This window comes from Maribacter litoralis, assembly GCF_902506355.1.
In the GTDB taxonomy this organism is placed as follows: domain Bacteria; phylum Bacteroidota; class Bacteroidia; order Flavobacteriales; family Flavobacteriaceae; genus Maribacter; species Maribacter litoralis.
In genome coordinates this window covers 4,136,853-4,160,392 of the sequence record NZ_LR733271.1, presented here as the reverse complement: position 1 = coordinate 4,160,392, position 23,540 = coordinate 4,136,853, and the positions used below count along the sequence as shown (strand labels likewise).

The window sequence follows — 23,540 nt, the reverse complement described above, 5'->3', positions numbered from 1 at the left end:
TTAAATCTTTAATTTTATCCCCCAATGAACAAAAAGTTATTTGTGCTCTTAGTAGTTTTAATGAGCCTTTCACTTATTGGTCTGATTTTCGTTCAAAGTTTTTGGATCAGCAAATCCATTGATAGTAGTGAAGAACAGTTTTCTAGCAGTGTTTCAGAAGCGCTGAACAGTGTTACCAATAAGATTACAGAAAGGGAGTCAAAAAACTATTTCGATAGGTATTTACATGCGAAGGATAGTGTTGGAGGTGAGCTAAAAGGGGCGCAGCTTACGAATTTTTTCTTTATTGATCGAGATATCAATTCCAATGAAATTTTACTGTATGAACACGGTATATTAGAAGAGGATTACGGAATCTCGTCTACGTTCTTTGATAGTAGTGATGGTGCCGATACCACCATCATTAAAAATTATACCAGCAAACGAACTACATCAATTTTCAAAAAAGATTTTGATTTAGAAGGTAACACTCCACGTTTGAACCCAATTCAACGAATTGAAAAAATTGGAGGTCTTAACAAAATGGAAAAGGCCGCCATGGAAGAAATGTTTATGGTTCATGCCAAACGCGTACCAATTCATAAACGGGTTTCCAAACAAGAAATTGAGCTGTTGTTACAGCGAGAATTAGAAAATAGAGGAGTAGACATTGCTTTTGAATATGGCGTATACAGTAATGGGTTGCCAACTAAAGTAAAGTCTTCAAAATTTAAGTATGCGGAAGCGAACATCTATAAATCTCCCATGTTCGTAGATTTTGAAGGGGTATCAAATTTTGATTTGTTAATTTCCTTTCCAAAGAAAAAACGTTTCTTGGTGCAATCCATACTTGGTTTGGCAATGCTTTCATTGCTTTTTACAATTATTATTGTGGTTGCCTATGCGGGTGCTATTTATCAGTTAATACGTCAGAAACAGATATCTGAAATAAAAACTGATTTCATTAATAATATGACCCATGAGTTTAAAACTCCAATTGCAACTATAAATCTTGCGGTTGAGGCAATTAGAAATCCAAAGATCATAGTTGATCAAGAAAAGGTTTTAAGGTATTTGCATATGATCCGAGATGAGAACAAACGTATGCATGCACAGGTAGAAAATGTTTTAAGAATATCTAAGTTGGAAAAAAATCAGCTAGATATTAGTAAGGATAGGGTAAATGTTCACGACATTATAGAAGATGCCATTACCCATGTTGAGTTGATTGTAGATGATAGAGGAGGCTATATCAATACGCATTTAGATGCAGAACGTTCAGAAGTTTTAGCCAATGAAATGCATTTTACCAATGTTATTGTGAACATGTTGGATAATGCCATAAAGTATTCTGAAGATGCACCAAAAATTGATGTGTATACAGAGCGTGCTAAGAATTATATCATTATCAAAGTTCAAGATCAAGGAGCTGGTATGAGTAAAGGTGTGGTCAAAAAAGTATTTGAAAAATTCTATCGAGAACACACAGGAGACATACATAACGTTAAAGGTCACGGATTAGGACTGGCCTACGTAAAGAAAATAGTAGAAGATCACCAAGGTGAAGTTTATGCCGAAAGTGAAAAAGGAAAAGGAAGTATATTTTACATCAAATTGCCGTTAATATAAAAAAATATGGAAACAATAAACAAGAAGATACTTTTAGTTGAGGACGATCCAAATTTTGGAATTGTGTTGAAAGATTATTTGTCAATGAATGACTTTGATGTCACCTTGGCCAAGAATGGAATGGAAGGTTTTGAGAAGTTTAAAAAAGACAATTATGACATTTGTATTTTGGATGTTATGATGCCTTACAAGGATGGTTTCACCCTAGCTAAAGAAATACGTGAAAAAAATGAGAACGTGCCAATTGTTTTCTTGACGGCGAAGACAATGAAAGAAGATGTTCTTAAAGGTTATAAGGCTGGTGCTGATGATTATTTGAACAAACCTTTTGATTCTGAAGTGTTATTGATGAAGTTAAAGGCAATTCTTCAAAGAAAGGCTTCTAACGGATTGGCAGATAGTAAGAAATTTGAATTCACTATTGGTGGATTTCATTTGAATTCTAAACTGAGGTTCTTGAAATATAAAGATGAAGAATCTATAAAATTATCGCCAAAAGAGAATGAGTTGTTACGTTTATTGGCTTTACATGAGAATGATTTAATGCCAAGAGAACTAGCATTGACAAAAATTTGGAGAGATGACAACTACTTTACTTCTCGTAGTATGGATGTTTACATTGCTAAATTACGTAAGTACTTAAAAGTAGATGATACAGTGGAAATATTGAATATTCACGGTGAAGGATTCCGTTTGGTCGTAAAGACTGAGGGGGAATAAGCTCACAATTTTCATAAATAAAAAAGCATCCTATAAATGGATGCTTTTTTGTTTTTACAGCTCTTTGATTATATCGTCGACTATTTCATTAGGAGATTGGTCTATTGAAACAATTAATGCTTCGGTAGGCGTTTCTAATATATCAAATTGAGATTGTAAAAGACCCGCCGGCATGTAGTGATTTTTTCGTGCGCTTAGCCTTTTATTAATAAGGTCAAAACTACCTTCTAAATAAATAAAAAGATGTTTGTTTTCTAAATCTTGACTTAGAATAGTCCTGTACTTTTTTTTAAGTGATGAGCAAACGATTACGGCACCTGTTGCCAAATTATCTTTTCCAACTTGATTAAGGCGTTCTAACCATCCTTGGCGATCATCATCGTTTAGTGGGTGCCCGGCTTTCATTTTTTTGACATTGGCGTCAGGATGAAAATCATCACCATCAAAAAATGGAAATTGTAATCTATCTGCCAAAAGTTTTCCAATAGTCGATTTTCCACTACCCGAAACTCCCATTATATATAGAATCTGTTTTTTAGCCATGTATTAATTTTTGAATTTCATTGTCAATTTTATCATATAGCTTACTAGGCTCATAATCATAATTGACCCACATTGTATGTTCATTTCGAGAAAACCAAGTAAGTTGTCTTTTTGCGAATCTTCTGGTATTTTTCTTGATTTCAGAAATGGCAAACTCTAAAGTCCATTCATCATCAAAATACTGGAATAATTCTTTATAACCAACCGTTTGTAAGGCGTTTAAGTGTTTAAATGGGTAAACTTTTTTTGCCTCGTCCAATAATCCGGCATCGATCATTAGATCAACTCGTTTATTGATACGGTCATAAATCATAGTTCTTTCTGCCTTTAATCCAATAGTTAAAACCTTAAAGTCTCTTTTCTTTTTTGGTTGGTTAATAAAAGAGGAATAAGGCGTTCCGCTACCTATAGTAACCTCTAGCGCCCTTATAACCCGCTGTGGATTGTTTATATCAACTTTACTGTAATATGCAGGGTCCAACTCCTTAAGTTTTTGTTGTAGAGCTGCAATACCAAATTGCGATAGTTCAGAATTTAATTCCTCTCGCACAGATGGTGAAACGGTAGGGAACGAGTTTAATCCGTCGGTTACGGCATTTACATAAAGACCGCTGCCACCTACCATAATAACTATATTATGTGTTTTAAACAGATCGGTTAACTTCTGGGTTGCCTCTCGTTCAAAATCACCAACAGTATATGTTTCGTTAATACTTTTATGTTGAATGAAATGATGTTTAGCTTGTGTTAGCTCTTCTTTATCGGGCACGGCTGTACCAATACTCATTTCTTTAAAAAACTGTCTAGAATCGGCAGAAATAATTTCTGTTTTGAAATGATTGGCTAATAGAATACCCAATTTGGTTTTGCCAATGGCAGTTGGTCCTACGACGGAAATTAGAATATTATTCATTCAACAAAGATCCACAATTATAGCAATGAGTAGCATCATCTCTATGCCCTTCCTTGGTACATGTTGGACAGCACTGGGTGTTTACGTGCACATATCTACCTGAGTTTTTTAGGTTAGAGGTGTTGTCCTTACCTTGCTTGGCAAACTCTGCGGTTACCATACCGGTAGGAACGGCAATGATGCCATAACCTAATAACATAATTATAGTGGCTATAGCCTGTCCTTGAGGTGTAATAGGGGCAATATCACCGTAACCTACGGTCGTTAATGTTACAATTGTCCAATATATACTTGTAGGTATACTGGTGAATCCGGCTTCATCTCCTTCAACTAAATACATTAATGTGCCCATCATCACAGAAGCAATTAGTACGGCAAATAAAAATACCGTGATTTTTGCCCTACTTGCCTTTAGTGCCCTTTTAAGTTGAGAGGCTTCTCCTAGAAAACGCGCAAGTTTTAGAATTCTGAATACACGTAACAGTCTAAATGCACGAACAGCTAAAAGCACTTGCGAACCAGCAAAAATATAAGAAATATAAAGAGGAATCGTAGACAAAAAATCTATTATTCCGTAAAAACTAAAGATGTAATTACTCGGTTTTTTAATACATATAATCCTTGCTATATATTCAATGGTGAAGAAGATGGTCACCAGCCACTCAAGAATAAATAGCACCTCGTGATACTCTGCATCTATAGCCTTTACACTTTCAAGCATTATAAGTATAACACTAAAAATGATAATTATAAACAAGATAATATCGAACAACTTACCCATAGGGGTGTCTGCTTCATAAATAATTTCATGAAGTTTTTGCTGCCATGGAGATAATTTTTGGTCTTCCTTCAAACTAATCGTTTAATTCCAATATTTTCACTACCCGTTTTTTTCTCAAGTAAGATTCAATTAAATAATTGGCATCTCTGGTACCGTTCATAGGGGTAATTATACTTTCTAAGATATGAATATTATTTATTTGATGGTTTAAATCATAGAAACCGACACCGACTAAAGATCCATTTTTGAGTAAAATAGCACTTTGCTCACCAATTTCCCGGCCCTTGTCTATTACCAACACTTTTTTGCCTTTAATGTTGTTTTTAGATACTGCTGCAATAACTCTCTTATTGTATTCGGCTACATTTTCTTTATTGACACATGCGCCCAAACAAGTACCTTCGTCATAACCGGAACAGTTGTTTCTAGCTTCACTAATACCATTTAATTTTTCACAAAGTTCAAATTCTTTAGTAATCTTGTATCGGTAATTTTTAGCACTGAATACTCCATTGAAAAGAGCTAAAGGTTCTTTACATTCTCTGTAGGGTTCTATTATTAATTTCATGTACCCATTTTCATCAATAGCGGTACAAATTGCATGGCTATACATTCTTTTCTTAGGAATGGTACTGTATTTAGGTCTGATCTTTAATAGCTCTTGATGCTCTTTTAATATGGCGACCAGCTCATTACCGGTAAGCTCATAAGTTACCTTTTTGGTCTCTTTGGCAAGTTTTTTAAATTTATCGTTAGTCTTGGTAAAGATTTGATTTACCCTTTTCTTTATATCGCTGGTTTTGCTTAAATGGATGATGTCCCCATCTTTATTATGCATATAAAACACCCCTGTTTCATTAGGTAAATCCCGTATGATATCCAATTGTTTTTCAGAAAGTTCACCTTGGGTTTCTTTTCTAATCGTGTCTTTGATAATAACTTTTTCAGAATCTTTCGCCAATAAGAGCTTAAATAGTTTTACGGTTGCCAAGGCATCTCCGTTTGCTCTGTGTCTATCACTTACAGGTATGCCCAATGACCTTACTAGTTTTCCTAAACTATAAGATTCTGCATCTGGTAACAGTAGTTTAGAAAGATCTACTGTACAAAGGGTTTTACGTTCAAAATTGTAACCTAAGCGTCTAAATTCCGTTCGTAAAATTCTGTAGTCGAACTGTGCGTTGTGCGCTACGATAACTGTGTCTTCGGTAATTTCAATAATACGTTTGGCAACCTCGTAAAACTTAGGAGCCGTTCTTAGCATTTTACTATTGATACCGGTAAGTTTAACTACAAAAGGTTGTATTTCCTTCTCAGGATTAACCAAACTGATAAATTTATCAACTACTTTTTGACCGTCAAACTTGTGAATAGCAATTTCAGTAATTCCTTCCTCATTAAATTTTCCTCCAGTTGTTTCAATATCTAAAATTGCGTACATGTATTATTTTCTGTTTTGGGTCGTGGTGGTTTTAGGAGTTAATTTCTTGATCCAAAGATACTACTTCCTATACGTACCATGGTGCTGCCTTCTTCAATTGCAATTTGATAATCGCCGCTCATTCCCATAGATAGGACATCGAAATCAGTATATTGGTCTTTAAGTTTTGTGTAAAGCGATTTTAAACCTTTAAACTCACGCCTTACCTGATCCATGTCATCGGTAAATGTAGCCATGCCCATTAGCCCTTTGACTTTTACGTTTTTATGGGCCTTAAAACTATCGGTATGCACAAGTTCAAGTAATTCCTCTTCATTAAAACCAAATTTCGTGTCTTCTTCGGCAATATGCACTTGTAACAGGCAAGAAATTGTTCTGTTGTGTTTTTCGGCCTGCTTATTTATTTCAGCTAGTAATCTAGGGCTGTCTATACCATGAACAAGCGATACAAATTCAGCCATATACTTTACTTTATTTCGCTGTAGGTGACCGATCATATGCCATTCTATGTCCTTAGGCATTTTCTCCCATTTTTCGGTCATTTCCTGAACCCTGTTTTCACCGAAAATTCGTTGTCCCTGATCATATGCTTCTTGTATTGCAGAAATAGGTTTTGTTTTTGATACGGCAACCAAGGTCACATTATCAGGTATTGTTTCATTAATAGCTAAAAGATTTTCTTTTACCGACATATATGTATTTCAATTACTATTTAGTTTGCAAATTGACTTGATACCACCTCGGCTTTTTTGCTTTCGGTGTAATCATAAAAGCCCTCTCCAGATTTTACTCCTTTCTTACCGGCCATCACCATATTGACCAATAAAGGTGATGGTGCGTATTTAGGATTCTTAAATCCATCATGCATGACGTTTAAAATAGAAAGACAAACATCTAACCCTATAAAATCGGCTAGTTGAAGAGGTCCCATTGGGTGCGCCATTCCAAGTTTCATTACCGTATCTATTTCCTGTACACCTGCAACGCCATGGTGCAAAGTTTCTATGGCCTCATTGATCATGGGCATTAATATTCTGTTGGCAACAAAACCAGGGTAATCATTGACCTCGGTAGGTGTTTTGCCTAATTTTTTAGACAATTCCATTATGCTTTCAGTGGTCTCGTTAGATGTGCTGTAACCCCTTATAATTTCAACCAATTTCATAATGGGCACCGGGTTCATAAAGTGCATGCCAATAACTTTATCAGCTCTGCTAGTAACAGCGGCGATTTGAGTTATAGAAATGGAGGAAGTATTGGATGCTAAAATGGTACTGCTATCACAAACTGCATCTAATTCCTTAAAAAGGTTCAGCTTTATAGTTACATTTTCAGTTGCGGCTTCAATGGCAAGTTGTACATCTTTTACACCATCCCTTAGATAGGTAAACGAAGTAATATTTTCCAATGTATTTGATTTCTCCTCATTGGTAATCTTTTCCTTGGCAACCATGCGATCTAAATTGTTGGCTATGGTAGCCAACCCTTTGTCTAAAGCCTCTTGTGAAACATCAATAAGGTGTACCTGAAATCCGCTTTGTGCAAAAACATGGGCAATTCCGTTTCCCATTGTACCTGCACCTATAACTGCTACTTTATTCATATTTTATTTGGATTAAATGCCGCTATAATTTGTAAGGCAACCTTTAGCGCCTGTGTTCCTTGCTTTAAACTAACTATCGGTGTCGTATTGTGCTCAATTGCAGCTGCAAAAGATTCAAGTTCATCTAAAATGGCATTATTGGTTTCAATAGATGGATTTTCAAAATAGATTTGCTTCTTTATGCCTTCAGCATTTTGTAGAATCATATCAAAATCTCCAGGTTCCTTTGGTGCATCCTTCATTTTTACGACTTCTACTTTCTTTTCTAAGAAATCTACCGATATATATGCATCTTTTTGAAAGAAACGAGACTTTCTCATGTTCTTTAATGAAATTCGACTAGCCGTTAAATTGGCTACACAACCATTTTCAAACTCTAGTCTGGCATTGGCGATATCAGGCGACTGACTTATAACAGATACACCACTTGCATTAATTTGCTTTACCTCAGAATTTACAACACTTAAAATAGCATCGATATCATGAATCATTAAATCTAAAACAACAGGTACATCCGTACCTCTCGGATTAAACTCCGCCAACCTGTGCGTTTCAATGAACATAGGTTCTTTTATGGCTTGTTTTACCGCAGTAAAGGCAGGGTTAAAACGTTCTACATGGCCAACTTGACCTTTAACTCCGAATTCTTTTTCCAAGTCTAGCAGAGCGTTAGCTTCTTCTAAGGTGTGGGTTATAGGTTTCTCTATAAAAATATGTTTGCCTTTTTCAATAGATTTTTTTGCACACTCGTAATGTGAAAGGGTAGGAGTAACAATATCGACCACATCTACGGCATCGATCAAATCATCAAGATTTTTGAAATAGGTATACCCAAACTCAGAACTGACTTTTTCTCCATTTGAACTATCGGCATCGTGGAAACCTATTAGTTCATATTTTTCAGATTCGTTTAGAAGTCTAAGGTGGATTTTACCCAAATGCCCAGCTCCTAAAACACCAACTTTTAACATTTGTTTCGTTTTCCTCAAAAATACACATAGTTAGCTACTTTTATCCTATGCGGTATTTCAATTTTTAGAAAAACCATGATAACTTTCAATAGGTTCTTCCCTCGTTAAAAGATCTTTGTTAACTTTGAAGAACAAACCGACTACCATTGAAAGATACCTTAAAACACAGGGGAATGCGCAACCATTTAGCGCAAGTATTGATAGACAAGGGAATAGCTGATAATAAAGTATTAGATGCCGTAAGGGAAATACCAAGGCATTTATTTATGGACAGTAGTTTTGAAGGGCATGCCTATCAAAACAAAGCATTTCCAATTGCAGCGAATCAAACTATTTCCCATCCTTACACCGTTGCTTTTCAGACAGAATTATTACAATTAGAGCAGGGGCAAAAGGTATTGGAGATAGGTACAGGTAGTGGTTACCAAACCGCAATACTTCTAAAGCTAAAGGTAAAGGTCTATACTATTGAAAGACAGCTAGAGCTGTTTAAGAAAACCAACATTTTTTTTAAGAAAATGGGCTATAGACCAAAACAGGTAATTTTTGGAGATGGTTATAAAGGTTTACCGAAAGAGGCACCTTTTGATCGAATTATTGTTACCGCTGGAGCACCCGAAGTTCCAAAGGCACTTCTGTCTCAATTGAAAGTAGGTGGCAGGCTAGTAATACCAATAGGGTTTGAAGAGCAAATTATGACCTTGTTCGTAAGAACAACCGAAAAAGAATTCTCGAAAACGGAATATGGTTCTTTTAGATTTGTACCCTTATTAGAGAATAAAAACTAATTATTAAAGCTCTTTTTAATACGATCGAGGTTTCTTTTATTGTCTCGATCTTTAATGGTTTCCCTTTTATCGTAAAGTTTTTTACCCTTTGCAAGTGCTATCTGCATTTTTGCTAGTCCGCGGTCATTAATAAAAACTCTAAGGGGTACAATGGTAAGACCAGAAGTTTTTACCTCTTTACCAAGTTTTTTAAGTTCCCTTTTATGAAGTAATAACTTACGTTCGGCCTTAGGCTTGTGATTAAAATGAGATGCATGCGAATACTCATCTATTTGCATATTGATCACAAATAGTTCGCCATTGTCGTTAAATTCACAAAAGCTTTCAGAGATAGATGCACGACCTTCTCTAATGGCTTTAATTTCGGTACCCGCCAAAACAATACCTGCCGTAAACTTATCTTGTAACTCGTATTCAAAACGAGCTCTTTTATTCTTTATGTTGATTGTATTCTGCATTACTTACAAAAGTAAGAACAAATCATTTAATGTTTTTGTCTTTTAAAAGTAATTACTGGTACTATTAGGTAATAGCGTATTATTCCGGACAGTTGCAGTTGAAAATAAGCTTATCTACGGTTGGTATGCCATTTATAATTTTTACAATGAACAATGTACCGTTTTCGCTATCGTCAATACTGTAGAATTTTTGTTCGTCGATCAGCATGTTTACAAACTTTGGCGTCGTATTACTGTGGCCCACTACCAATACATTCTTATTTAGGTTGTCTGCTTTAAATTGAGCGATATCAATAGTGCTTGGGTCATAGTATTGAACATCTATATTTTGCTTTACAGAAGTTGGTGCTGCGGTCATTGAAGTTCTGTTATAGTCAGTAGAATAAATAGCATCTAATTCTGTATCAGCCAAAATTTCTGCCCAGTGCATGGCTCTGCCTAAGCCTTTTTGATTTAGTTCTGGGTCAGCATCATCAAGATTGGTTCTATCTTTTTCGGCATGCCTAATTAAATAAAATGTAGATATAGAAGTTTCTTCTTGAGAATTGTCTACAACTGGTTCATCTTTACAAGAAAGATTAACAGACAGTAAAATAAAAAGAATATACTTGATTGCTTTCATGAAATTATGTTTGGTGTATTAATTTAATAACTAAAATTACTTCAAAATAGTACTATAAATAGTCTATTTTTTGTTTTTTTGCATATGAAAAAATTTTGTGGGGCACTTCTTATTGGTTTTGTAGTTCTAGGTCTTAAGGCTCAGGAAGTCGTACTTCCTACCGATTTTAGGCAGCAAAACTTAACAGAATATAACGGGAGCTTACTAAATCCTGCGTATAGCTTAGATAGAAATAATCCTTCTTCTGTTGCATTCTGGGCAAGATGGCAGTGGCAAACTTATGACGGTGACCCAACTTCACTCTTTTTAAATTATACGGCTAAATTAAATGATGTTTCGGCTGCAGGTGTTGGTTTTTTTCAGCATAATACAGGAATTTTTTTAAACACCGGAGCTGCCTTAAATTACGCTTACAACATAGAGCTTAGCGAGAAGGTTTTTTTAGGTGTTGGTATGAATGTATTCGCCTTTCAACAAAAATTGGCTGATGATCGCTTTTTTGTACCTAACCCAATACAGACTACCGCTGAGAATGATTTTATACTTCAAATGGCGCCTGGTATAAATTTAAATATTGATAGATTTAATATTGGATTGGTATCGGAGAATCTATTCGATTACAATTTTACGACCAATGAGCGAAACACAAGTCCAGATGATAGAATGTTTCAGGCATTGGTAAGTTATGATTTTCCCGTGAGTATTTTAAGCACCGACAATAATTCCGTTATAAGACCTATGGTATATTATAGGACCATACCAGGATTGGATGATCAGGTAGGTTTAACCACATTGTTGACTACGAACAAATATTGGGTACAGGCTGGTTATAATAGTTTTTACGGATTGTCTGGTGGTATTGGCGGTCGTTTTTTTAAGCGCTTGTCCTTTGGGGCGTTGGTAGAAGTTGGAACAAGTTCAGATTTAAAAGGACAAGATCCTACTTTTGAATTGGTGACTTCTTATAAATTAGGAAAACAACAAACGCCTGAAGATAAACTTGAAGAAGAACTAATAGCAGGTGATGAGGAAAAGGAAAATTTGCTTGATACACAGGATGAAGAGTTGACTTCAGCGGAATTGACCAAAGCCGAAAAGTTGGCTTTAAAGCGTGAAGCGAAAAAACAAGAACGTTTAGCACTAATTGAAAGTAAGAGAATAAAAGATTCCATTCAAAATGCATCCCGAAAATCAGATTTAGCTGTAAAGCAATCTAAAAGGGATATTAAGAGAAAAAGAGATTCTATTGAGAATGCCAAAGCAGAGCAGGCATTGGCAGCAGCAAGAGCCTTAGACCAACAAAGACAAAAAGATTCGATTGCTACTGTTATGAAGCGTGAGGCAGAAGCTGTTGCATTGGCTCAACAAAGAAGACAAGATTCAATTGCAGAAAGTAAGGCTTTAGCAATGAAGAATGAGGTTGTTGAAGTCAAGGCAGGGGAGAAGTATGAAGAAGTTACCAAAGAAGGGAATCTAGAACCAGGATATTATTTAATTGCCAATGTTTTTGGAACTAAAAAATACTTGGATGCCTTTTTAGCCGACATGAAAAAAAGAGGCATTGATGCCAAATCTTTCTTTAGGGATAAGAATAAATACAACTATGTGTATTTGGCTAAATATGATTTTATAAAAGATGCTAGAAAGGCAAGAGACTCCAAATTAAACGGTAAGTACACAGATAAAATCTGGATATTTAGGGTAACAGGAGAATAAAATAATCCTGACTTCTATTGCAAAATAAAGAATACTAATATGTTATTTTAGTTCCCTTTTAATAAGTACTTCTAGGTAGTTTACCGTATTCAATAGATATTTACGGTCTTTGGTTAGGCTTGCCATGGCAATTGAGCCTTGGATTATAGTAAACAATTGTTTTGAAAATTGTAAAGGAGTAACAGGTAATTTAAATTCACCGTTATTAATTCCGTTTTCAAAAACAAGTGCAATTTTTCCTTCGATTTCTTTGATGGTTTCTTTGGCTGCAGCGGCAAGTAATCTGTTATTGTGCTGGGCATCTATACCAACATTCAAAATAGGGCAACCACCCATTTTTAAGGTAAAAACATCGTATTTTTTGTAGAACTCTATTAAGTTCTTAATCTTCTCCATAGCATTTTCGTCAATAGACAAATGCTCATCTAGGGCATTAAGAAGTAAGTTTCTATTAAATTCGAAGGCTGCTAAGGCTAAAGCTTCTTTGTTTTCAAAATTTCCATACAAAGCACCTTTGGTAAGGTTGGTGGCTTCTGTTAAGTCGCTCATACTGGTACCTACGTAACCATGCTTGTTAAAAACAGGTGCGACAGTCTCAATTATATAAGCGGTAGTTCTTTCGGCTTTTGTGGACATATAAGACTGTTTTATGCGAATATAAAAAATCTATACTGTATGGTATATAATGTTCGCAAAAAAAAGCGCCCATATAATTAAATATGAACGCCTTTTTATCAATTTGTTAAAATTAAACCGTAATATCTTCTTGGTTTCTAAACACTAAACTATTGTCAAAAGCATCAAGTAGCACAACACTATCAGATTTTATCTCACCACTTAAAAGTGATTTGGACATATTATTAAGAACCTCTTTTTGTATGGTTCTTTTAACCGGTCTTGCTCCAAATTGAGGATCATAACCTTTATCTGCCAAATAATCTATTGCTTCTTCGGTGGCATCTAGAGTAATCTGTTGTTTATCTAGCATTTTCTTTAAGTGCTCTAACTGAAGTCTAACAATTTCCTTAATGTTGTCCTTGGTTAAAGGAGTAAACATCACTATATCGTCTATTCTATTAATAAACTCTGGTCTTACCGTTTTTTTCAAAAGACCAAGCACTTCAATTCTAGCGGTTTCAGATGCACTATAGACATCCGCGGTATTTTCAAAAGTTTCCTGAATAATATCACTACCCATATTACTGGTCATAATAATTATAGTGTTTTTGAAATCTGCCACACGACCTTTATTGTCGGTTAATCTTCCCTCATCAAGAACTTGTAATAAAATATTGAAAGTATCTGGATGCGCTTTTTCGATTTCATCTAATAAAACAACGGAATATGGTCTTCTACGAACAGCTTCGGTTAATTGTCCGCCTTCATCGTAACCAACATATCCTGGAGGTGCACCAACCAATCTACTGACCGAATGTCTTTCTTGGTATTCGCTCATATCGATTCTAGTCATTGCATTCTCATCATCGAATAAATAAGAAGCAAGTGTTTTGGCAAGTTCTGTTTTACCTACACCTGTGGTACCCAAGAATAGGAAAGATCCAATTGGTTTTTTTGCATCCTGTAACCCAGCTCTACTTCTTCTAATTGCATCGGACACTGCTTCAATAGCTTCTTCTTGACCTACAACTCTTTTGTGAAGTACACTTTCTAATTTTAAAAGTTTTTCACGTTCGCTTTGCAGCATTTTAGATACAGGTATACCTGTCCATTTAGCTACTACTTCGGCAATGTCATCACTGGTAACCTCCTCTTTGATCAGTGTACCCGCGTGCTGCTGGTTGCTAAGGTCGTCTTGCAATTGTGAAAGCTTTTCTTGCGCTTCCTTTATTTTACCATATCTAATTTCTGCAACTTGACCATAGTCACCGTTACGTTCTGCACGTTCGGCTTCAGCTTTGAAATTTTCAATATCCTGTTTTGTTTGCTGTATATTGTCAACAACCGATTTTTCACTCTCCCATTGCGCAAAAATTTCATTGCGCTCTTCCTTTATATTTGCTAACTCTAAATTCAAAACCTGAAGTTTTTCCTTGTCGTTTTCACGCTTTATAGCTTCAATTTCAATTTCGATTTGCATGATTCTGCGATCCAATACATCAAGTTCTTCTGGTTTAGAATTGATTTCCATTCGCAATTTAGAGGCTGCCTCGTCCATAAGGTCAATAGCCTTATCCGGCAAAAATCTATTGGTTATATAACGCTGGGAAAGTTCTACGGCAGAAATAACCGCCTCATCTTTAATGCGAACCTTATGGTGTGCTTCATATTTTTCTTTAATACCTCTAAGGATAGATATGGCACTTTCAGTATCAGGTTGATCAACGATGACCTTTTGAAATCTTCTTTCCAGAGCTTTGTCCTTTTCAAAGTACTTTTGATACTCATCTAATGTCGTTGCTCCAATAGAACGAAGTTCACCTCTTGCAAGAGCAGGTTTAAGTATATTGGCTGCATCCATAGCACCTTGTCCGCCACCAGCACCGATAAGTGTATGGATTTCATCTATAAATAAAATTATATTGCCGTCTGCACTTACTACTTCTTTTATAACGGCCTTTAAACGCTCCTCAAATTCCCCTTTATATTTGGCACCAGCAATTAGTGCGCCCATATCTAGGGAATAAATTACTTTATCTTTTAAGTTCTCTGGAATATCCCCTTGAATAATTCTATGTGCCAGTCCTTCAACAATTGCCGTTTTACCTACTCCTGGCTCACCTACTAAAATAGGGTTGTTTTTAGTTCGTCTTGATAGTATTTGAAGAATTCTACGAATCTCTTCGTCGCGTCCTATAACAGGGTCTAGCTTGCCACTATCCGCTAATTCATTTAGGTTTTTGGCGTACTTTTGTAAAGAGTTATAGTTGTCTTCAGCACTTTGGGATGTAACTTTTTCCCCATTACGCAATTCGTTAATAGCCGAAGTTAAGTGCTTTTCTGTGGCACCTTGATCTTTTAAAATCTGGGCAATTTTACTTTTTGATTTTAGTATGGCTAAAAATAGATGCTCGATAGAAACATATTCATCGTCCATTTTTTTAGCGATGATGCTAGCTTCATTTAAAGTTTTACCAGCTTCTCTAGAAAATTGTAGCTCACCACCTTGTACTTTTGGGAAACTTGAAAGCTCTTTGTCAAGAATTTGCTGAACCAAGGAAAAATTAATGCCCAATTTTTTAATTAAAAAAGGCATCACATTTTCTTCAACCTCTAATAGGGCTTTAAAAACATGCTCATTCTCTATTTGCTGATGCCCGCTGTTTTGGGCGATCAGCTGGGCTTGTTGAATAGCCTCTTGTGATTTTATTGTGAAATTATTTATATTCATTATATCTAATTTTAGTTAATTGTAATACTTTTGAACATGGTATTTCAACAATCTTACCAATTAAGATTGCAAGACAAAATGGCGTAAGTTTCGTAAAAAAGAACGACAATTAGTCAGGTGTACTATATAGTAAGTATAATATTAAATTAAGAATTTTATGGGAATATTTGGTGGATTATTTGGTGGTTCAAAGAACGGTGAAGAAGGCGATTCGTCTAATATACCTTGGGTTCCGCTAACTTCTATTGAACAATTAAAAGAAATTAAATTAGCATCAAAGGGTAGGCCTCAATTAGTATTTAAGCATTCTACCTCATGCGGTATTAGTAGAATGGTGTTGAACATGTTTAAGAGTGGCTATGATTTGGAAGATGGTCAAATGGACATGTACTTTTTAGACCTATTGGCACATAGGGAAGTTTCAAATGCAGTTGCATCAGAATTTGGAATTACCCACCAATCTCCTCAACTTTTAATTATAAAGAATGGTGAAGTAGTGGTTCATGATTCACATGGATCCATATCGAATATAAATCTAGAACAATATGTATAAAAAAAAGCCCCGTAAAAACGGGGCTTTTTTTTAGTTAAATCGTTGGTTGCTCAGTATGTTTTTGAGGTTGTTCTTTAAGTCTTCACCCGCATCATAGACCATTTGTTCATTGCTTGGAAATGGTACTCTTGCTAACTGTAATAAAGAAACCAGATCATTATCTAAAGCTCTTTTATCACCATCATAATTTGCATAAATATGCTCAAAAACAAACTGGCTAGATAGTGGGTACTGATTAATTTTTTGTTGTTTCTTTAAATCGATAAAACTTACGACACCAGTAACTTTGGCACTTTTAAATTGGGTAAACTGATAAAAATCGCATCGTACAGTTTTAAACTTGTCTACTTTAATACTATTGCCAAGACTGTCTGAAACTACATTACCGTTACTATCTTCCACAAAGGTATAACCATCTTTAATCTGTTTTTCCTTACTTATTTGTTTTTCTCTAATTTGTTCAGGAGAAATACTGATGTCTTGAAAAGACACTTCCATTTGATAATCGTACAGTTGATTTTGAATTCTATTTGTATGATACTCCGTCCAATTGGTATTTAAACCATAAGTATTCAAGTTAAGAAGTTCTTCTTCTAGTCTTTTAGGAATTATCTGATCAGTATTATTGGTCATGTTGACAATTACATAATCCAAACCTTTTAAATAAGCTTCATCAATTTTGGCTACGACATCTTTGTAATTAGGATTAATTTCATTTAAATAGTTAAGGTCGCTATAGGCATTTCTATAATCGGATTTATAATTTGCGTTCGATAATAGGGTAGTGGCCTTATTATATAGAAATTCAGATAAATTATTTTTTGATGCAATTATTTCATCATCATAATTTTTGAAATTGAATTGAGCTCTTCTCCCTTCATCTTGAATCTGTAACGGTAACAAAGGACGAATTCTCTCTTGAATGGATTTCAACCTATTATAAGTATTGAAAATTTCTTCATAGTTAGCAGCATTACCGTCTTTTTCTAGGAATTTAATATGTTGTAATTCCCTTTCGGTATTCTTTTTAAATCCTTCCTCTAAAAGAACAATATATTGCTGATTGCTTTTTTTGGTCTTATTTTCTGCAATATTCATCACTGCCTTGTTAATTGCAGCTTCATAATTTCCAGAATTAAGAGCCTCCTGTGTTTTTTTAACTCCACTACAAGAAAGTAGTAGACCGATAAAACTAAATAGTAGAAATTTTTTCATGTCTATTGTTGTTTAGAATTTATAGTAGCTATTCAACAGCCGTGCCATAAAAGGGTTTTAATTAAACGTTATAGGATGTAGAATAGTATATTTTCGATGATATGCTTGTTTAAGTAAATTCTAAATCCCTAATAAGGTTGTAGTTATTAACTTATTTTGATAAATAAGTTATGCGTTTGTTTCGTTTTTTATATTTCTTTAAGTGCGCTATTTGTATTTTTGCCACTTATTTAAAAGATATATCACATGCAACGCGATACCACTATTTTTAATCTAATAGAAGAAGAGAAGCAACGTCAAATAAACGGCATTGAATTAATTGCTTCTGAAAATTTTACGAGTCCACAAGTTATGGAAGCCCAAGGTTCTGTGCTTACTAATAAATATGCTGAGGGATACCCAGGCAAAAGATATTACGGAGGTTGTGAGGTTGTAGATAAAGTAGAGCAATTAGCTATAGATAGAGCTAAAGAGCTTTTTGGGGCGGCATATGCCAATGTACAACCACATTCAGGTTCGCAGGCCAATGCAGCCGTATATCATGCATGTTTAAAACCAGGAGATAAAATTCTTGGGTTTGATTTGTCTCATGGAGGTCACTTAACTCACGGATCACCTGTAAATTTTTCTGGAAGATTGTATACCCCGGTGTTTTATGGTGTAGATAAGGAAACAGGAAGGTTAGACTATGATAAAATTCAAGAAATAGCAACAAAAGAACAACCAAAATTGATTATTGCCGGTGCATCTGCATATTCTAGGGATATGGATTTTGAGCGTTTTCGTAAAATAGCAGATAGTGTAAACGCTATATTACTTGCTGATATTTCTCACCCAGCGGGTCTAATTGCTAAAGGACTTTTAAGCGACCCAATTCCTCATTGCCATATTGTTACTACTACAACGCACAAAACGTTAAGAGGACCAAGAGGTGGTTTAATATTAATGGGAAAGGATTTTGAAAATCCATTTGGTATAAAACTGAAGAACGGAAACTTAAGAAAAATGTCTGCATTGTTAGATTTGGCTGTTTTTCCAGGAAACCAAGGTGGACCGTTAGAGCATGTAATTGCAGGTAAGGCTATTGCTTTCGGAGAAGCATTGACAGAATCTTATGCGACATATATAGCTCAAGTAAAGAAAAATGCCGATGCCATGGCTAAAGCATTTGTAAAACTTGATTACAATATTATTTCTGATGGTACAGATAATCATATGATGCTTATTGATTTAAGAAATAAAGGTATTTCTGGTAAAGATGCTGAGAAAGCTTTAGTATTGGCTGATATTACAGCTAACAAGAATATGGTGCCTTTTGATGATAAATCACCTTTTGTTACTTCTGGTATTCGTTTTGGAACAGCAGCAATTACGACTAGAGGTTTAGTCGAATCTGACATGGAAAAAGTAGTAGACTTTATTGATCAGGTGATAATGAATCCTGAAAATGAAGCAATAATAAAAGAGGTTAGAGGTAAGGTCAATGAAATGATGAAAACTAGACCTATTTTTAATGCTTAAGTAAGAATTGGAGATTTAGAGTTTTTATTCTGATAAAAACTCTAAATCTCCACTTACATATGTATTCTTATTTACATCATAAATAGATGCTTCATCATCTTTGTCTAGATATATGCCCCAAAATTCGGAATATGATTTAGGTGCAATATTTAACTCCTCTTCATTGTCGTCCATATGTTGAATGGTATCTTCAAAAATAGGGACAAAAATTTCATAAGGTTTCTGTGTTAGACCTCTTGTTAAAAATACATAGTTAAACGCTATTTGTTTTAAGATATCGTTTAATTGGGTTGCAATGCTTCGGTCGTAAATACGCTTTATGACTACACTTGTATCATTCAAGAAAAACGTAAGTTCTTCAATGTCAATATGATACTTGTTTTGTAAATCAAGTATTTCTAGAGCTTGTTCTAGCGGAGATTTTTCTTTACCGTTATATCCCCATCTATCTGTATTAAAATGAGCAAGTAATTCCAATAAGTCTAAATTACAGGAAATCTCCAATACCAAACTTATTGAATTGAAGGTGATGTGCTTGTTATTAAGCTTAACATCTGAGAAGTAATGGAAATCTAAAGACTTCAAAAAATCATCTATACCGATGATTTCCTTAGTGTACTCGGATTTTGAATTATTGATAAAATTTTCGTAATTAAATGGCATACGAGTAGAAATTTATAGCATTCTTTTACATAAAGATACTTTTCTAGCTCCATAATCTGATATAGAAAAACCTTAGAATTTCAGAGGATATTATTATAAAATGAAAATTAAAATTTTAACTTGCTGTAATTCAGGTAGTTGAAAATTGGGTGTTTTATAAGAATCCTCTTGTTTTAGCCTCGTTAATCAAAGCTAGGTCGTTTCCGTTCTTAACATCAAAAAGTGCTTTTAGCTGCCTTTTTCTCGCTTCTACGGTAGTATTTGCAGAGCCAATTAATGGAGCTATGTCTCTTGTATGTATTCCTTGAGATAAATGATACAATATTTTTTGGTCTTGTTCATCTATAACAATGTCAGTAGACATTCTTCGTCTAATAGCAGATAATGCACTGGCTGTGTAATATGGAGAATCATTAACAATGGTTTCTACCATAGTTTTTAGAGACATTTCATCAATCTCCGATTTCACCATATATCCATCAGGATTAACAGTTTTAAATATATTATTAATTCTATAATTATCACTGTAAGAAGACATAAATACAACTTTCGACTTTGGCACTTCTTTTCTAGCGACCATACCTAAATCAATACCCGTTCTTGGGTCTTTAGATTCTGGAGAAAACAATTGAATATCGAGTAATATAACATCATAAGGCACGGCTCTCTTAGACATTTCTATTTTGCTTTTGCCTTGATCAAAGTTTGTTGCAATTTCAACTTTTACGTTAAAGTCAGCAAATTCAGAATCTTCAAGGATATACTTATAACCAAGAGCCGTCATTTCATGATCATCTACCGCTAATATTCTTACAGTATTCATAAGTTGTGATTCTAATGTAATTTACTAAACGTTTTTAACTTAACTATTATTATTGACAAATTTATTACTTTCTATTTAGATTGGAATATTTAAAGAAATAGTAGTGCCTTTACCCTCGGTAGAGTCAATATGAAAGGTACCTTTAAGTTTGTCAATTCTAGAAGTAATGTTTCTGATTCCTATTCCCTTTCTGCCTTTATTAACGTTGTAACCTATGCCATTATCGCTCATAATTACATTGAACTGTTCATCATTTCTGTAAAAGGTAATTTCAAAAAACGAACATTTGGCATGTTTAATTGCATTTTGAAATGTCTCTTGTATTATTCGATATACATTAATTTTAATTTCACCGGCCAAGCTATCCCAATTTTCATCTTCATTAAAATGAAAAATAGTTTTAATCTCGGTATTACGGTTATTTGCAAGCAATGTTTCTACAGAATCTGTAAAATTGCTTATTTTCTGGTATGCACTATGGCTTAATTCGTGTGATATGGACCTAATTTCATTTTCAATTTCTTGTAATGATCCTAAGGCTTTTGATTTTTCTTGAATAGCTTCGTCAGTAGCACGTTTATTTAAACCTGTTAGTATCATACGAGCCCCAAGCATTTTTCCTAAAACGCCATCGTGCAATTCTTCAGAAATTCTTTTTTGTTCAAGCCTCTTTACTTCATCAACTTTCTGTTTCTGCATTAACATCAAGTTAAAAATCTCTTGGTTGTTGATTTGCTGTTGCTGGTCAAATCTTAGTTTTTGATTTTTAGCACGTTGATTAATAATAATGTAAATTGATAACCCTAGTAAAAAGAACCCGGCTGCAATACCGATCCAAATTTGCTTTTGTTTTGAAAGCACTTCTTTTTCACTTTCCAATACAATATTCTCTGCAATGAATTCATCGGTTTCAAAGCGTATTCGGGCAAATCTATTCTGTTGTTTACGTTCTTCTGTTAGTAGGCTATCGTTAAGTTTGGTAAATTTTTTGAAATAATCTGATGCATTGTTCTTGTCTAAAATGGCCAGGTATTGCCAAGTTTTTAATAGACGCTCATTTGACTCACCTTCTATTGCAAATTTTTCTGCCACTTTTGCTTTATGGATAGCTGCGGTAGTGTCATGGGCAAAAGCTTCTAATTCTGCATAATTGTAATAACTCGCAGCAATACTACCTAAATCATTCTCCTTTTTTTTAATTTTTATGGCTTGATCAAATAAATTACGAACATTAGAAGTATCTCTTTTGTAGAGTTTTGAAGTTGCTAAATTACTTAGGGCTAGCGCATATAAACTAGGTCTTTTGGTTAAAACATTATTGGTGCTTAATACTTCTTCAAAATTCTCTATAGCCTTGTCATATTGTTTGTAATTTCTATAAGTTACGCCAATATTGTTTATTACGCTGGCCTCATCAATATAACTGTTAGGAATTTTTTCAAGGTAAAATAAGGCTTCGTTATAATAGGCTAAAGATTTTTCATAATCTTTTAAGTCGGTTAAAATTATACCCAAAAGATTATAACTTCTATATAACTGCTGGTTATTATTTTCTAATGTTTTATAATATTCAATGGCTTTTACGGTATTGGCTTCACTACCAATATAGTCTTTAATCTTCATTTGAATACCGGCCATATTTAAATACATGTAGCCAACATCATCTATATAATTAATTTGTTTGAAAAGGTTAAGAGCTTCTGAGTAATAATAAAACGCACTATCGTAGGCTATTCTATTTTCCAAAAAATAAGCTAAATCCCAATAAATCGCACCTATAGCAGCGGTATCTTTAATTTTTTGGTTCGCTAAAATTGCTTCTTTATTTATTTGTCGGTATAATGAACTGTCAGAAATAAATTGTTGATTGTAAGAGAGATTAGAAAGGTGTAGACTTTTTAAAGAATCTGTTGGTGAATTTATTGCGAATTGGTAAGCTTTGTATTGTAGTTCCAATTTTCTCTTAGAGTCCGCCTCATAACTTTCGGCAGACCATATAGAAATACTATCATTTGTTACAGGTGTTGATTGTATCTCTTTTTTGGATTCAGATTTTGCACAGCTTAAACAAAGTAGAAAAAGTGCGGATATATATATATAAAGCTTGTTCAAAAATAGATGTTATCGGTATAATAAACCAAGGTAAAAAAAAAAGCCTTTAACAATCATGTTAAAGGCTTTTTTTGTATTAATAATTTTATACTTATCCTATCTTCTTTGGTGGTTTTCTATCTCCTAAAGGAGCGTCACAGTCATCACATGTTATTGTTTGAGAATTCTCAATTGCGTTGTCAAATTCGTTAGACGTGTTTTCTATTGAAATAGTAGCCATACCAACTGCCATTACTACTACTGCTAAAATACCTGTTACTTTTTTCATACTGTGTGTTTTTAGGGGTTTTGGTTTTATTATACAGCCAAAGTAGTATGATAAAAAGAGTTTTAAATGCTAAAATTAGAGTTGTAAGTGTACTACACAGTTCTGTGAGTAAATACGCTAGTTTTGAGAGGATTCTTAATTTAATGCTGAAAGTGTGTTTTTAGAAAGAATGGTTTTCAGGTTTTCCATATTTTCTCTGTATGTTTTTGAAAAAGGAATACTTTCGTTTACCTTCTTTATAGCACATATGGATTTACCAAAGTTGATACGTGAAACGTAACTTGTATTTACGATATAGCTTTGATGAATACGCATAAAGTTATCTGGTAAGGTATTCTCAAAGGTCTTTAACGTTTTATATGCATTAATAATTGTACCGTCATTCATGAAAAATTCGGTGGTATTATTATCTGCTTTAAGGTAAAGTATGTCATTGGTATTTAAATATTGAAAATCGTTATACGATTTTAAGCATAAGGTAGCCGGTGCTTTTTCTTTTGGCATTCTTTTTTGAAGCTTCAATAAAGATTTGCGAATATCAAATTCATTGAAGGGTTGCAGCCAATAATCAAAAAAGCCATTTTTGATGGCGTCATAAGCATATTTTTTGGTCGAAGCGATACCTATTAAAATTGGTAATTGATTCATATATTGATGAATCTCGGTAATCATCAAAAAAACAGCGTTGTAGTCATTATTCAGGTTTATAAAAACAATATCCGGCGAATATTTGAGAATATCGTTTAAACCATCGGAAGGATTGTTGGTCGTATTTATGCATTCAAAATCATCATACTCATCTAAGAAAGCATGTAGCTGTAAGTTTGAAACAGCATCAGAGTCTATTATGGTATATGAATAATTCAAATGTA

General features: G+C 34.2%; 23 protein-coding genes. 6 read left to right on the top strand and 17 right to left on the bottom strand.

Translation table 11 applies throughout. From position 1 onward, the window contains the following. Positions 1–24 precede the first annotated feature (24 nt). Both EXIGUO8A_RS17770 and EXIGUO8A_RS17765 read left to right on the top strand, forming a co-directional pair. Complete coding sequence (locus tag EXIGUO8A_RS17770; protein ID WP_159304209.1) at positions 25–1,608, top strand: sensor histidine kinase; 1,584 nt, start codon at positions 25–27, stop codon at positions 1,606–1,608. Between the two features lie 6 nt (positions 1,609–1,614). After that, positions 1,615–2,328 (top strand): response regulator transcription factor, encoded by a 714-nt coding sequence (locus EXIGUO8A_RS17765; RefSeq protein ID WP_027067244.1) that lies wholly within the window; start codon positions 1,615–1,617, stop codon positions 2,326–2,328. A gap of 54 nt (positions 2,329–2,382) precedes the next feature. On the opposite strand, the gene EXIGUO8A_RS17760 is transcribed toward EXIGUO8A_RS17765, so the two are convergent. Genes EXIGUO8A_RS17760 through EXIGUO8A_RS17730 form a run of 7 tightly spaced genes read right to left on the bottom strand, consistent with a single transcriptional unit; the run spans position 2,383 to position 8,580 of the window. Next, the gene (locus tag EXIGUO8A_RS17760) at positions 2,383–2,871 is read right to left on the bottom strand and encodes a gluconokinase (RefSeq protein WP_236564517.1); all 489 of its coding nucleotides are present in this window, start codon (positions 2,869–2,871) and stop codon (positions 2,383–2,385) included. Then, the gene (gene miaA / locus EXIGUO8A_RS17755) at positions 2,864–3,784 is read right to left on the bottom strand and encodes a tRNA (adenosine(37)-N6)-dimethylallyltransferase MiaA (RefSeq protein WP_159304208.1); all 921 of its coding nucleotides are present in this window, start codon (positions 3,782–3,784) and stop codon (positions 2,864–2,866) included. Before miaA ends, EXIGUO8A_RS17760 begins: the two co-directional genes overlap by 8 nt. Next, a complete protein-coding gene (locus tag EXIGUO8A_RS17750; protein WP_236564516.1) occupies positions 3,777–4,637 on the bottom strand; it encodes an ion transporter in 861 nt (286 codons plus the stop codon). The genes miaA and EXIGUO8A_RS17750 overlap by 8 nt, the downstream gene beginning before the upstream one ends. Before the next feature lies 1 nt (position 4,638). Further along, on the bottom strand, positions 4,639–6,006 hold the full coding sequence (locus EXIGUO8A_RS17745) for an exonuclease domain-containing protein (RefSeq protein ID WP_159304207.1): 1,368 nt from the start codon (positions 6,004–6,006) through the stop codon (positions 4,639–4,641). 38 nt (positions 6,007–6,044) lie between these two features. Beyond that, the gene (locus EXIGUO8A_RS17740) at positions 6,045–6,698 is read right to left on the bottom strand and encodes a YggS family pyridoxal phosphate-dependent enzyme (RefSeq protein ID WP_159304206.1); all 654 of its coding nucleotides are present in this window, start codon (positions 6,696–6,698) and stop codon (positions 6,045–6,047) included. A gap of 20 nt (positions 6,699–6,718) precedes the next feature. Continuing rightward, entirely contained in the window at positions 6,719–7,609 is an 891-nt protein-coding gene (locus EXIGUO8A_RS17735) for a 3-hydroxyacyl-CoA dehydrogenase family protein (RefSeq protein ID WP_159304205.1), read from the bottom strand. Continuing rightward, positions 7,606–8,580, bottom strand: coding sequence for a Gfo/Idh/MocA family protein (locus EXIGUO8A_RS17730; protein ID WP_159304543.1), 975 nt, complete (start codon positions 8,578–8,580; stop codon positions 7,606–7,608). The genes EXIGUO8A_RS17735 and EXIGUO8A_RS17730 overlap by 4 nt, the downstream gene beginning before the upstream one ends. Before the next feature lie 146 nt (positions 8,581–8,726). On the opposite strand from EXIGUO8A_RS17730, the gene EXIGUO8A_RS17725 reads away from it, so the two are divergent. Beyond that, positions 8,727–9,368, top strand: a complete 642-nt coding sequence (locus tag EXIGUO8A_RS17725; protein ID WP_159304204.1) for a protein-L-isoaspartate(D-aspartate) O-methyltransferase — start codon at positions 8,727–8,729, stop codon at positions 9,366–9,368. Here the strand turns inward: EXIGUO8A_RS17725 and smpB are convergent. Together smpB and EXIGUO8A_RS17715 are read right to left on the bottom strand one after the other, a co-directional pair. Continuing rightward, positions 9,365–9,826: an SsrA-binding protein SmpB gene (gene smpB, locus EXIGUO8A_RS17720; RefSeq protein WP_159304203.1), complete on the bottom strand. Its 462-nt coding sequence runs from the start codon at positions 9,824–9,826 to the stop codon at positions 9,365–9,367. The genes EXIGUO8A_RS17725 and smpB overlap by 4 nt on opposite strands. A gap of 79 nt (positions 9,827–9,905) precedes the next feature. Beyond that, the gene (locus tag EXIGUO8A_RS17715; protein ID WP_159304202.1) at positions 9,906–10,448 is read right to left on the bottom strand and encodes a SixA phosphatase family protein; all 543 of its coding nucleotides are present in this window, start codon (positions 10,446–10,448) and stop codon (positions 9,906–9,908) included. Positions 10,449–10,532: 84 nt separating this feature from the next. Here EXIGUO8A_RS17715 and EXIGUO8A_RS17710 point away from each other — a divergent pair, with 84 nt between their 5' ends. Then, entirely contained in the window at positions 10,533–12,164 is a 1,632-nt protein-coding gene (locus EXIGUO8A_RS17710) for a PorP/SprF family type IX secretion system membrane protein (RefSeq protein ID WP_159304201.1), read from the top strand. Positions 12,165–12,206: 42 nt separating this feature from the next. On the opposite strand, the gene EXIGUO8A_RS17705 is transcribed toward EXIGUO8A_RS17710, so the two are convergent. Both EXIGUO8A_RS17705 and clpB read right to left on the bottom strand, forming a co-directional pair. After that, positions 12,207–12,800, bottom strand: coding sequence for a TetR/AcrR family transcriptional regulator (locus tag EXIGUO8A_RS17705; RefSeq protein ID WP_159304200.1), 594 nt, complete (start codon positions 12,798–12,800; stop codon positions 12,207–12,209). Between the two features lie 112 nt (positions 12,801–12,912). Then, complete coding sequence (gene clpB, locus EXIGUO8A_RS17700; protein ID WP_159304199.1) at positions 12,913–15,513, bottom strand: ATP-dependent chaperone ClpB; 2,601 nt, start codon at positions 15,511–15,513, stop codon at positions 12,913–12,915. A gap of 157 nt (positions 15,514–15,670) precedes the next feature. On the opposite strand from clpB, the gene ytxJ reads away from it, so the two are divergent. Continuing rightward, on the top strand, positions 15,671–16,066 hold the full coding sequence (gene ytxJ / locus EXIGUO8A_RS17695) for a bacillithiol system redox-active protein YtxJ (RefSeq protein ID WP_159304198.1): 396 nt from the start codon (positions 15,671–15,673) through the stop codon (positions 16,064–16,066). 30 nt (positions 16,067–16,096) lie between these two features. Here ytxJ and EXIGUO8A_RS17690 read toward each other — a convergent pair whose 3' ends face one another. Beyond that, positions 16,097–17,281: a hypothetical protein gene (locus EXIGUO8A_RS17690; protein WP_159304197.1), complete on the bottom strand. Its 1,185-nt coding sequence runs from the start codon at positions 17,279–17,281 to the stop codon at positions 16,097–16,099. Positions 17,282–17,527: 246 nt separating this feature from the next. Here EXIGUO8A_RS17690 and glyA point away from each other — a divergent pair, with 246 nt between their 5' ends. After that, positions 17,528–18,802: a serine hydroxymethyltransferase gene (glyA, locus tag EXIGUO8A_RS17685; protein WP_159304196.1), complete on the top strand. Its 1,275-nt coding sequence runs from the start codon at positions 17,528–17,530 to the stop codon at positions 18,800–18,802. Between the two features lie 24 nt (positions 18,803–18,826). Here the strand turns inward: glyA and EXIGUO8A_RS17680 are convergent, their stop codons facing one another. The 5 genes from EXIGUO8A_RS17680 to EXIGUO8A_RS17660 all read right to left on the bottom strand — a co-directional run bounded on the left by EXIGUO8A_RS17680 (position 18,827) and on the right by EXIGUO8A_RS17660 (position 23,535). Continuing rightward, positions 18,827–19,465: a hypothetical protein gene (locus EXIGUO8A_RS17680; RefSeq protein ID WP_159304195.1), complete on the bottom strand. Its 639-nt coding sequence runs from the start codon at positions 19,463–19,465 to the stop codon at positions 18,827–18,829. A 154-nt stretch (positions 19,466–19,619) separates the two neighbouring features. Next, positions 19,620–20,288: a response regulator gene (locus tag EXIGUO8A_RS17675; RefSeq protein WP_116769230.1), complete on the bottom strand. Its 669-nt coding sequence runs from the start codon at positions 20,286–20,288 to the stop codon at positions 19,620–19,622. Positions 20,289–20,363: 75 nt separating this feature from the next. Then, on the bottom strand, positions 20,364–22,400 hold the full coding sequence (locus EXIGUO8A_RS17670) for a tetratricopeptide repeat-containing sensor histidine kinase (protein ID WP_159304194.1): 2,037 nt from the start codon (positions 22,398–22,400) through the stop codon (positions 20,364–20,366). A 91-nt stretch (positions 22,401–22,491) separates the two neighbouring features. Beyond that, entirely contained in the window at positions 22,492–22,668 is a 177-nt protein-coding gene (locus EXIGUO8A_RS17665) for a hypothetical protein (RefSeq protein ID WP_159304193.1), read from the bottom strand. Positions 22,669–22,803: 135 nt separating this feature from the next. Further along, positions 22,804–23,535 carry a LytR/AlgR family response regulator transcription factor gene (locus EXIGUO8A_RS17660; RefSeq protein WP_116769228.1) on the bottom strand — a complete coding sequence of 244 codons (732 nt, stop codon included), beginning with the start codon at positions 23,533–23,535 and terminating at the stop codon, positions 22,804–22,806. Positions 23,536–23,540 lie beyond the last annotated feature (5 nt).